A 12,197-nucleotide genomic window follows, 5' to 3' on the forward strand; every position below is an offset into this window, starting at 1 on the left:
TGATTATGTTGCCTGGTTTGATATCTCTATGGATAATTCTTTTGCTGTGAACATATTCTAAAACAGGGAGTAAACTAAGGAGGATTTGTCTCACGGAATTTTCGTTAAATACTCCTTCTGTTTTTAATTTTTTTGTCAGAGTTTCTCCTTCTATCCATTCTTGTACTAGATAAAATTGTCCGTTTTCTGTAAAGTATGCGTATAATCGCGGAATCTGATTATTTGTTTCTCCTAATTCTTCTAAAATAGCTGCTTCTCTTTGAAATCTTTCTTGTACAAGTTGATAAATTTGAGGATTATTTACTATAGGTTTAAGTTGTTTAATAACGCAAAGACGACCGGAGGGCATTTGAGTATCTTGAGCAAGAAATGTTTCACCAAATCCTCCACTTGCTAATGTATTGATAATCCGATAACGGTTATTTAAAATCTGTTGATTCATATAGCAGTCAGATTTTGGTTGTGAATAAAATCTCTTGGAATTAGGAAACAGGTTCAACCAAATTTATATAATATCATGTCCGGTTGAATAGTTATAATTAAAGCTTGTAGTAGGGCTTGAGCCACTTCTATACTTAGGGCTAAAGCCCTACTACAAACCATATACTTTTTGATCACTTATTATCCGGACATCGTATAACTACCTTTTTGAAATTTGGTCTAATAATTTAAGAATAAAGAAGTAAATATAGCATTTCTCACCCTTTGTGAAGTATACTTGTTTTTTTCTTTTCTATTCCCTCCATATCTGTTCCCAGTTAAGTGTTCCCTATTCTATTTTTTCTAAATAATTCTAGAAGCAGCTATTTTCCATTTGCCGTCTATAAATTGCAAAGTATAGATGACTGTTAATTGGGATGAACCTGACCTTTTAGTTTCTAATTTATCATTTTTAAATAGTTGATATTCTTCGGTAACCTTTACTTGAATAGTGGCTTGATTTCCTTGGGTTGAAAAATATTCAACACTGTCTATTTTTTGAACTCCATACTGATAGTAAGCATTGTTTTCTTTTAACCAAGCCATCGCTCCATTTGGAGAAGTAATTGTATCATATACTTTTGCTGTTGTCAATTCAGCAGCAAGTTTTTGATTATAGGGAGGAGCAAATATATCTTTTTTTGCATTTAACCAAGTCTGGATTAATTTTTTAGCTTGTGGTTGAGAAATTGATGTTACTAATTCTGTGGTAGGTGGTGTGGGAAAGGTTGGTATTTCTAATTGTGGTTGGGCAGATTTAATTAAGGTATTTTTGAGCAAAATACCAATCAAAAAACAACTACTAATAGCACCGCTAATAATTACAGCTTTCTGCCAATTTCTGCGACTGATAGATAGTTGAGTTGAAGGTAGTTCTAAATGTTGATCTACAGGTGCATCTAAAGTTGTTGTTTTGTCAGAATTATTAATAACTACTAAGGATGGAGATGACGTTTCTGTTTCATTAGTAAAAACCTGAATTGAATCAGACTGTAAAGCTTCTAACATTTCTCTAGCTGTAGCAAAGCGATCGCTAATATTAGGTTGAATTGCCTTATCTAAAATTCCTGCTAATTTAGGAGTTAAATTATTAGTATATTGCTGCCAAATAATCTTTCCAGTTTGTAAATCCATTTCTAAATCTTGAGGAACTTTTCCTGTGAGTAGATAAATTCCTGTTATTCCTAAACTATATAAATCGCTTGCATAAACTGGTCGTCCAGCAGCTTGTTCAAAAGCCATATATCCAGGAGTACCAATCATAATAGAAATAGGTGTATTTTTTTCAGAATTAATTGCTGTAGTAATAGAATCTTTTACTGCCCCAAAATCTATTAAAACTGGCAAATCATCTTCTTGACGCAAAATAATATTTTCCGGCTTAATATCCCGATGAATAATATTTTTGTTATGTATATAGTTAATAACCGATAGTAAACTAATCAGCATTTTATGAACATAACTATCTGTCATTTTGCCTCTAGTTTCTACTATTTTTGCCAGGGTTTCTCCTTCTATCCATTCTTGTATTAAGTAAAATTGACCCGCTGTATCGCTAAAATAAGCATATAATTTAGGTATTTGAGTATTAGTCTCCCCTAATTCTTCCAAAATGGCCGCCTCTCGTTGAAAGCGTTGTAGTACCTCTTGGTAAATATCAGGATTATTTGTAACTACTTTAAGTTGCTTAATTACGCAGTAGCGACCAGAAGGCATTTGGGTATCTTGTGCTAAAAAGGTTTCCCCAAATCCACCACTACTGATGGCTCGTATAACTCGATAGCGATTGTTCAAAACTGTAGGTTTCACATCAGTAACTATTACCAATTTATTCTTATTTAGGATAACATACTTTTTATTAATTGATAATGGATAATGAATAATGGATAATTACCTCTGGTTAAAACCCTACTTAATTTAATTGATAATGAATAATAAATAATGGATAGTGGATAATGAAAACTATCTCTAATTACCAATTATAAATTATCTATTGGTAAGCATTTAGCCATCAGCGGTCAGCTATCAGCCATAACTAATACTTGCACATATTTGTAGTCTAAAATTCCTGAAAAAAAAATGAGAAAATTATTAGAGTTAACTATTTTAGTAGTGTCAGTCACTGGCTTCTACACAGTAAATTTTCCTCTGGTGTTAAATAGTTCGATTTCTTTTTTCAGCCTAGTTAATGCGGCTCAAAAAGATAGCAGTATTCAGAAAAAATATCTGGCAAATAATCACGATAATGACAAAATAAAGTCTGACTCTCAAAAGTTAATTAATCCCCTAGTGTCTATTTCGGATAAATCATTAAATTTGCGTCTAATTCAATTTTCTGATACTACTTTAAAATCCCTAAATTTATCTGGTAATGATTTCTCAGAATCATCTACTTTATCAAAGCGAAATGTTTCAAAAGAATTCCCAGTAGGTCCGTCTCAACCTCCAACAAGACCATTAATTGATATTCACTTAAATAAAAGTCGTCGAGAAAAAGGAATTAATAAAATACCACAATCAAATATTCAAGAAGACCCCAAGTTTAAACCAGTTATGGAGTATGCCATAAAACAGAATCTTGCTGAAGGTTCCATGGCAGAAATTATGCAGGCGATCGCTGATTATTTTATTGATACTCCCTACAAAGCTGGATTATTAGACCAATCAAACCAAGAGTCTTTAGTTATTACTTTGGATGGATTTGATTGTGTATTGTTTGTGGAAACTGTCTTGGCAATGGCTAGGGGAATAGCAATGGAAGATTATTCTTATTTGACCTTTATTAATCACATTAAAAACCAGCGTTACTGGAAAGGTAAAATGGATGGATATTGCAGCCGTTTACATTATTTTTCTGAATGGATTGCTGATAATCAAAGACGTGGAAATGTGAGAGATATCGGTGTTGAATTAGGTGGAGAAAGGGTAAACAAGCAATTATTTTTTATGAGTAAAAATAGATTGAAGTATCCACAAATTTCTAGGAATGATGCGAACTATCAGTGTATTGTTAGTATGGAAGATAGCATTAGTAAACTGAAAATAAACTACATTCCATACTATAAAATTAACAGTGTTTATTCTCAGCTAAAACCAGGAGATATTATTGCCGTAGCGACAGAAATTAATGGATTAGATGTTACTCATACTGGCTTAGTTTATCGTAATTCTGATGGTAATATTGGTTTAATTCATGCTTCCCCTGCTGGAAAAGTAACGGTTGCTTATGATTTAGAAAGATATATTTGGAATGTGGAAAGTGCTATTGGTATTTTAGTGGCAAGACCTGTCGATCCAAGATAATTCAAAATTCAAAAGTCAAAAGTCAAAAGTAAGATTTCACATTGATAATTCAAAATTCAAAAGTCAAAAGTCAAAAGTAAGAGAAGTTAAAAGTTAAAAGTCAAAAATCAAAAGTAAGATTTTACATTAGAAAAAACTGTAGGGGTTTGGTCTCCAAACCCAAGCGCCAAAATATTTGGAGACCAAACTCCGCATTTATAAAATCTTACAACCGGGAAGAGTCTTGTCGCGCTTAAGCTGACAGCTAATAGCTGAATGCTTACTTTATAGTAGGGAGTTGCATGCAACTTCCCTACAGACTAAGGGAAAATAATTGATGAATAATAGTGCAATGTCTTTTCCTTCTTCCTTCTTCAAAAAAATCAACATCTATGACTCAAACCTCATTATCAGCAAAATCAGACAGTTTCAATTTCAGCGCTCTAGTTAAAGATGTTAAAGTAGCCTTGATTATTCAATTAACTGGGTTATTGCTCATCTACCTAGTTAAAGTATTTCTAGCCCGATGGATGGGTAAAACCGAGTACGGAATTTATGAATATGTCATCTCTTGGTCATTACTCTTAGCAATTCCAGCAGGATTGGGTTTCCCTCGCACCGTATTGCGCTTAATTTCCGAATACCGAGTTAAGCAAGATTGGGGGCGTTTGGGCGGTATTATCCGTGGCAGCTTATTACTGACCATATTGAATAGTATCTTGTTGTGCTTAGTCTCCACAGGTCTAATTTTATTGCTCAATCATTATCACAGCTTTGCCTACGCAAAACCACTTCTAATCGGGATTTGGTTGGTGCCACTACAAGCTTTAGTCCAATTATTTTTGGAAACAGCTAGAGCAATGAAAGATGTAACTTTAGCCTATGCACCATCCCTAGTAATATGGCCAATATTATTGCTGTCAGGAGGATTATTTTTTTGGCAAAGAAACCACGCACTCCGCAGTATCACAACAATCGAAATGGCAATGGTAATGCTAGCGATCGCTCTATCATTCCAATTATGGCTGTTGTGGGGCAAATTGAATACAGAAGTTGAGCAGACTACTCCCATCTATAACTACCGCGAGTGGATAAGTATCGCCCTAGTTTTGTTATTACAAGCGGGATTTAAGGAGATTTTGAATCAAACAGATATTGTGATGGTGGGTTCGGTAATTGGAGCTGAGGAGGCAGGGATTTACAGCGCAGCGGTGAAGACTGCTGAATGGGTAGCTTTCTCTTTGCAAACTGTTAATATCGTAGTCGCTCCTGTTTTTACTACCCTGTATGTACAAGGCGATCGCCAAGAGTTACAAAACCTGGTCTCTAAAGTGACTGTCTGGATGTTCTGGTCTTCCCTAGCTGTTGCTGCTATTTTGATTATCTTCGCCCAACCTGTAATGAGGCTTTTTGGGTCAGATTTTGTCGTTGCTCACTGGCAGTTAAAGATTTTGGTTTTAGGACAGTTAGTGAATGCTTTATGCGGATCTGTGGGATTCTTGTTGATCATGACAGGTCATCAAAATAAAGCAGTTTTTATTTATGGTTACGCTGCTTTAAGTAATATTGTTTTGAATGGAGTATTAATTCCTATCTTTGGTTCCATTGGAGCAGCGATCGCTACTAGCTTGACGATGGCTATGTGGAATGTCTGGCTTAGTTTTCTAGTGATTAAGCATTTGGGTATTTACCCTTCGGTTTTTTATAGTTTCTTCCGGAGGAAAGGCGATCGCGCACTAGATTCTTCCTCTGGAAATAACTCCTCAAATTAGTCTGCTTCTTGCCAGTAAGCATCCACCACTGCAAAAGAATCTCCGAATAATTCTGAGTTTGGCTTTTCTTCCCCCAAAGCAGTTTTCGTTTTCCCATCGACAATACTTTCTAGCACTACCTTAATTTCTGGAGCTGGGTTTTTGTGCTGATGGAAATTCGCGATCGCGTAGGCAACAAAAGGATGAATATCCCCTAATTTCAAAGTTTCGCTGCCTGCCACGGTCTCCTCTAGCTGTTGCGAAGATGGCATGGCAGCATTTTCAGGTGCGTAGAGCAGATCGAGGTACAGGGGAATCAGTTGCCAAATAAGCTCTTGTGACTGAGGTGAAAAGGCGTAGGTCGCGATAGCTTCCCCAGGAACTAACAACTCTATTTCATTACTATTGCGTATTTTTTTTGTTGCAGAAGGGTAGGAAGCTACTATGTTATTAAAGACCTTGTTTTGAGACTGCACCATTAAATTGCAATTGAGCCTCTCAAGATTATCAATTTCCCAACCCAATTGCTCAATTGTTTTGCCAATTGCATATTCAGGATTTTGCCTGAGTTCGATTAAATCCAGAACTGCCAGTTTTTTTGAACTTCCAGCAATCCTAGATTGCAACAAATTCCAATCTCTGATTAAATTCTGCCATATCTGCAAATTATAACTAATAATTGTACCCGAAGGTCCTCCAGGTCTGAAGCTTTGGATGTCTAAGGCTTCTGTTTTTTGGGCTTTCTCGAGGACTTTGTAAGGATTGGTCATCCATAAGCCATTGCCCTTGTATGCTAAGTCAGTCATAAAGGATAACCATGATAAATGCTGTAAATGAGGCTCCCGAATTGTAAACAGAAACTTTTCAGGAATCTGAATCCATTGCTCCCAAATTTGGGAATGAAAGAAACGAGTAGTCTCTTTGACACAAATTGTAGCGTGGTTTTTCTGCTGGAGAATTTCTTCTATCTGCTCAACAATCAAGCCGCAACCCATTTCATAGATGTCAGCATCAAAGGGGTGTTTATTAGGTCTGAGGATACCTCCCAGTTTTTTAGTCAGACGCAAAAAAGGTTGATGAATTGCTCTATGCGCCAATTTTGAAAAAATCACTTCGGCCAGCGTAGATCCACTTCTATCAGTTCCGTGAATGTAAAATATGGTCGCTTTACCTTGGCTGACAAGCTGTTTTAATCTTGATTCGCTCATAAAAATTTTGTTTGTAGTAGGGCTTTAGCCCGAACTATAGATAGGGCTAAAGCCCTACTACGAACTTTAATTATAACTATTTAACCCTACATAATATAAAATCTAAAAGCGTTAATACTTCAAGGGATTGAAATCTGGTAGATACAGAGGTGTTCGGTAGATATATTCCTAGATTTATAAATGACAAATAGTTGTCTTTATTTATTTATTCTTCCCTATTCCCTATCTCCTTTTTATGTTTCCTTTACAAACAATCTCTAAGATTTTTTTCAGAAATTTTTGTAATAGTATTAATCTTAACTTTTAACTTATCTAGATTCTTATTATTTGCCATTTTCAATAATTTCACTACGAGATTTTTTAGCTTTTCTCTCAGGATTAGCTGTTAATTCTGGTGGCGATGACTCAACAGTACCCCACTTGTTCAACATATCTCTTAGTAAAATTTCTTGTTGATTTCTTAATTGATTTACACTAGCTCCTTTATTCAGAATTGTAAACCAAACAACTCCCTTTTCTTTTGTTGGTAAAGCACCTCCTAAAGCACTAACATAATCTAGGGTTCCAGACTTAACTACTGCAAAATTTGGAAGTTGTTTCCGTTCATCTAAAATACCTTTATCTTTGCCAACTATAACAAATACATCTGCCACACTCATATTGTATTGCTGAAGATATTTATCAATTGCTAGAAACATTCCCGTAGCTGCCCGAGGAGAAATACGATTTTCTTCTCCTAAACCTGAACCATTAATTAGTTGAATTTCCTCTTTTGGTACTCCTATAAATTCAGCAGCTTTTGTCGCAACTACTTGATAACCTCCCACAGCTTCAGCTAACATATCTGCCATTAAATTATTGCTATATTGATTCATTTTCTTGACCAGTTCAGCTAGGGGAAAAGAATAATGCCTAATTAATAGTTTGAGATTTTCAGGAGGAGTGGGATAAACTTCTATAACACCATCAATTATTACTTGAGGTTTTGGCGTACCTGGAGGTAAAGTTTGATATTGACTTAAAGCTTCTCCCGACCAAATTTGACTATTAATTCCTTGTTTCAGAAAATTACCAGCAGTCTGAGGATTAGATTCAAAGTTCATGTAAAATTTACCGGTAATAATTAGATTCCCAGTAACTCTTTGAATCCCGATTTTATTTAATAAATTACCAATAGCGATCGCTTCTTCCCAAACAAAAAATGAGTCTTCTCCTCCTTGAATGACTAAATCTCCATTTAATACTCCATTTTCAATTTTTCCTGTTGTACCAATTAAGGTAATAAATTGATGGTTAGGATTAAAAGTTTCTAAGGCGACTAAAGAAGTTGCTACTTTAGTAATTGAGGCTGCTGGTAAAGGAATTGTACCTTGATGATTTGCTAATAAAGTATCATTTGATTGTATCCATATTCCTTGATTTTGTTGAGAAAATCCTTGATTTGCTAATGTAGTGAGATATGTTTGTACTTGAGTAGAAGCTATTTGTTCTGGATTATTTGGAGGTAATGTCAAGGGTTTTTGGGGAATTTCAATTGATACTTGTGGGGAAGGAGTTGTTTCGGGACTGGGAGATGTTATTTCCGGTTCAGGAGATTGACATCCAGTTAGATATAAGGAAATACAGAGAGTAGTTATAGATAGTTTTTTTTTCATTTAAAATCCAGTAAATAAGTAAATGTAGGTTTGGTTTAGGAACTAAACCAAACACATAATATCATCTATTTAACTAGATTTGATATTGCCAAGCAAACTGAATGATTTTATTATATAAAATCCGGTTGAACAGTTGTCCGCAGCGATGAAGGGGAAGAAATCTCCTAAACCTCTGATATTGCTTCCTTCCACTTTGTTCCAGTTGCTGCGGACTTGGATATAATAATTATCCGAATTTTATATAGCAATCCCATTTTATTTGTGTATAAAAATCTTACTGATTTTCGGGAATAGGGAATAGGCAATGGGCAATGGGTAAGAGTTTTGGAATTTATTTCTAGTTTTTGAATTGTTCCAACCTATTTAGGATTGCTATATTACTATAACAATCCTAAATAAGTTGTAATATTTTATTAGGGGTTTTGTCTCCAAACTCATTTAATTTTAGTAAATGTAGGGATTTTGTCTCCAAACCGAACACAACATTAATCCTTTAAAGACCAATTAAACTAAATAATTCAGGTTGCTTCTTTATTTCTATTCCAATCATCTTTGAGTTTTAGAAGTTTCTTATACCTTTATCGGTGCCCATTTCCTTCTCTCCGAGAATGGATCAGCTCATCGAATTTTTCGCAGTAATCTTCAACTATTCCCTGGAAAAAGCTCTTTAATACTTTTTCATCAGCAACTCTGTTTTCAATACATATTGAAATCTCAACTAAGAAATTAAGGATCTTAGTAACCTTATGTATCTTTTCTTGATTGTTATTTTCTTCTGCTTCTTGAATATACGTTTGTATTGGTTGTGAATTTTTTCTTAGATCATTTTCTTGAGTTGGGTTTCGTTCCTCAACCCAACCTACATTTACTAAATCAGGAAAAACAAAAAAAAATTATTTAAGGAACAAGAATTAGCGCATAAAATTAGCTGTGTCAGTCTAGTCAGTTGGGTTTCGTTCCTCAACCCAACCTACATTTACTTTTGGCTTTTGACTTTTGACTTTTGACTTTTAACTTCGGTGAAACGGTATTATGATTCAATATAAATAGTTTTTGTCAATCTGTGCCAAAGAATCTAAAATCAAATATTATTATGAGTAACAAAACAGGGCAAACTACCCTTTTAAACAGTAATCCCTATATAGAATTAAATAATCAAGGCCAAATTATCACTCTCCAACTGACACAAGACAATCATATATTAGGACGCGATCGCCTCCGTGCCGATCTAGTAGTACCTTCAGATTGGTTAGTTATCTCTAGTTATCACGCTGTCATCCAGAAAATTGACGATCGCTACCATATTTATGATGGCGATGCTTATCGAGCAAGCACTAACGGATTATTTCTCGACCGCACCCGCATTACTCCATCTGAAGGTCATCTGTTGCAAAATGGTATAGAAATCAAAATCGGTCTCGACCCCCAAAACCAAATCCTGCTCAAATATTTTGAACCAAATAATCCTGTAGCTTTAGCATCTTTGCCAAAAACGCGCTCAATATCTTTGCAAGATAGATCGGTGTTACTTGGTCGCGATCCTGATGCCAATCTAGAATTAGATGCTGCCATTGTTTCTCGTCGTCATGCCACTATTGAACCGAATGGTCAAGGTAATTACATTTTACGAGATTATAGTACCAATGGCGTTTTTGTCAATGAGATGCGGGTTAAAAATACTATTGTTCTGACTGACGGAGCAGTAATTAAAATCGGACCTTTTACTCTCATTCGTCGTGGCGATAATTTGGAAGTCTTCGACCCTGGCAACCAAATTCGTCTTGATGCCGATCGCCTCTACAGAATAGTCAGAGACCAACGGGGAAAGACACGAGTTTTGCTAAATGATATCTCTTTCGCGATCGAACCGGGGCAGTTTGTTGCTTTAGTGGGAGGAAGTGGAACTGGGAAGTCTACTTTGATGCGAACATTATTAGGAATAGACCCTACAACTAAAGGCAAAGTTTATATTAATGGTGAAGATTTAAGGAATAATTTTAATATTTATCGGACTCAAATTGGTTATGTTCCTCAAGACGATATTATTCATCCAGAATTAACAGTATCGGAAGTTTTAACTTATGCTGCAAAGTTGCGCTTACCTCCCGATATTAATGTTAAAGAAGTAGTCGAAAAAACCCTCGAACAAATAGAGATGACAGAGAGAAGAAATGTATTAGTTAGTCAGTTAAGCGGAGGGCAAAGAAAAAGAGTAAGTATTGGGGTGGAATTATTAGCAGATCCGAAATTATTTTTCTTAGATGAACCGACATCTGGACTCGATCCAGGATTAGACAAAAAAATGATGCAGCTATTAAGAAAGTTGGCAAATCAAGGACGAACAATTATCTTAGTTACCCATGCCACAGCTAATATTAGAATTTGCGATAGGGTAGTATTTTTAGGTAGAGGTGGGCGCTTATGTTACTTTGGTTCTTCTAGAGAAGCTCTAAATTTTTTCTCTGTAAATACTGGAGACTTTGCTGATATTTACAATGAACTAGAAACCAGTGATGAAAATGTCAATGAATGGGTAAATAATTTTCGTCAATCAGAATATTATCGGCATTATATTTCCAATCATCTGAGTATCGATAATTTAAAATCTCCTACTAACTTACCTCCCAAACAACAACCAGCTTCTTTTTGGCAACAACTATTTATTTTAATTCAACGATATTTGAAATTAATTTTCCGCGACCCGATTAATTTAGGTTTAGCTTTATTAACTGCTCCTATTGGCATTGGTTTAATTTTATTTGCAGTTAGAGATAAAAATCCATTGATTGGCGACCCAGAACCTACTTTAGCTCCTTTAGCTTTGCGAGTATTATTTGTATTTACTTGTGCCTGTTTATGGGTTGGTCTTTCTAGTTCCCTGCAAGAAATAGTCAAAGAGTCAGCTATTTATATTCGAGAAAGATTGGTGAATTTAGGATTATTTGCTTATCTCGGTTCAAAAGTAATAGTTTTGGGATTATTAGCAATTTTCCAAACTCTATTAATAGCAGGAGTAATTATCCTGGGATTTGAAAGTCCCCAGCCAGAATTAATTTCATGGGAAATAGGAGTTAGTATTACTACTTTTTTAACTTTAATAAGTTGTATTAGTCTGGGATTAATGATTTCCTCTATTGTTAAAAATGGTTCTCAAGCTAATAGTGCTTTACCCTTAATATTGTTGCCTCAGATTATTTTTTCTGGTGTTTTATTTGAGATGACAGGTATAGCTAGTAAATTTTCTTGGGTAATGTTAAGTCGTTGGTCTGTAGCTGCTTATGGGGCGCTGGTAAATGTTAATGAAATGGTGCCAGAACCAACTAAATTACCAGACGGAAGTACCGTTCCATTACCATTTTCTGGTTCAGATGTTTATAACCTTAATTGGGAAAATTTAGGTTTAAGTTGGGGAATTTTATGTTTACATTCGCTGATTTATTTAGTTTTAACTATTTGCTTTCAGAAGAGAAAAGATATTATATAATTAACAATTAATAATTAATAATTAATATTATGTCCGGTATAGCCCAGTAGTGGACTGACACATCTAAAATGGTGCAATAGTAGGGGCGGGTTCCCTGTTAAATTAACGAGTTTAACCAATAGATGAAATAAACCCGCCCCAAAATTTAACGCACTACTTCTATTTGGTTTCAAAAACAGAAAGATATTATATAGGAATCGTTAATGATTTGTGAAAAAAACTGTAGGGGTTTGGTTTCCAAATCCTATTTTTGCTAGGGTTGGGAGATTAAACCTCTGTTATCAGAAACCGGGTTTGTTGTAGGTTAATATTATGATAACGAGGCATTTAATACAAA

Annotated in this window: 7 protein-coding genes and 1 pseudogene; 3 read left to right on the forward strand and 5 right to left on the reverse strand. The window is 35.0% G+C overall.

The window, feature by feature from the left end:
• Both F6K22_RS00005 and F6K22_RS00010 read right to left on the reverse strand, forming a co-directional pair.
• Positions 1–442, reverse strand: a 442-nt coding sequence (locus F6K22_RS00005) for a protein kinase domain-containing protein (RefSeq protein ID WP_293092016.1), incomplete at its 3' end; no start/stop codon positions are given.
• A 341-nt stretch (positions 443–783) separates the two neighbouring features.
• Positions 784–2,307, reverse strand: a complete 1,524-nt coding sequence (locus tag F6K22_RS00010) for a protein kinase domain-containing protein (protein WP_293092018.1) — start codon at positions 2,305–2,307, stop codon at positions 784–786.
• Positions 2,308–2,559: 252 nt separating this feature from the next.
• Here F6K22_RS00010 and F6K22_RS00015 point away from each other — a divergent pair, with 252 nt between their 5' ends.
• Both F6K22_RS00015 and F6K22_RS00020 read left to right on the forward strand, forming a co-directional pair.
• Positions 2,560–3,783, forward strand: coding sequence for a DUF1460 domain-containing protein (locus F6K22_RS00015; protein WP_293092020.1), 1,224 nt, complete (start codon positions 2,560–2,562; stop codon positions 3,781–3,783).
• Between the two features lie 371 nt (positions 3,784–4,154).
• Positions 4,155–5,534, forward strand: a complete 1,380-nt coding sequence (locus tag F6K22_RS00020) for a flippase (RefSeq protein WP_293092022.1) — start codon at positions 4,155–4,157, stop codon at positions 5,532–5,534.
• Here the strand turns inward: F6K22_RS00020 and F6K22_RS00025 are convergent.
• The 3 genes and pseudogenes from F6K22_RS00025 to F6K22_RS41595 all read right to left on the reverse strand — a co-directional run.
• Positions 5,531–6,721 (reverse strand): hypothetical protein, encoded by a 1,191-nt coding sequence (locus F6K22_RS00025; RefSeq protein ID WP_293092024.1) that lies wholly within the window; start codon positions 6,719–6,721, stop codon positions 5,531–5,533. The two genes, F6K22_RS00020 and F6K22_RS00025, sit on opposite strands and share 4 nt — an antisense overlap.
• Before the next feature lie 323 nt (positions 6,722–7,044).
• Positions 7,045–8,376, reverse strand: coding sequence for a D-alanyl-D-alanine carboxypeptidase (locus F6K22_RS00030; protein WP_293092026.1), 1,332 nt, complete (start codon positions 8,374–8,376; stop codon positions 7,045–7,047).
• A gap of 578 nt (positions 8,377–8,954) precedes the next feature.
• Positions 8,955–9,182 (reverse strand): annotated as a pseudogene (locus tag F6K22_RS41595) (DUF4760 domain-containing protein); the annotation flags it as partial.
• A gap of 287 nt (positions 9,183–9,469) precedes the next feature.
• Here F6K22_RS41595 and F6K22_RS00035 point away from each other — a divergent pair.
• A complete protein-coding gene (locus F6K22_RS00035) occupies positions 9,470–11,860 on the forward strand; it encodes an ATP-binding cassette domain-containing protein (RefSeq protein WP_293092028.1) in 2,391 nt (796 codons plus the stop codon).
• The last annotated feature ends 337 nt before the right edge of the window (positions 11,861–12,197 follow it).

This window comes from Okeania sp. SIO2F4 (assembly GCF_010672385.1).
Lineage (GTDB): Bacteria > Cyanobacteriota > Cyanobacteriia > Cyanobacteriales > Microcoleaceae > Trichodesmium.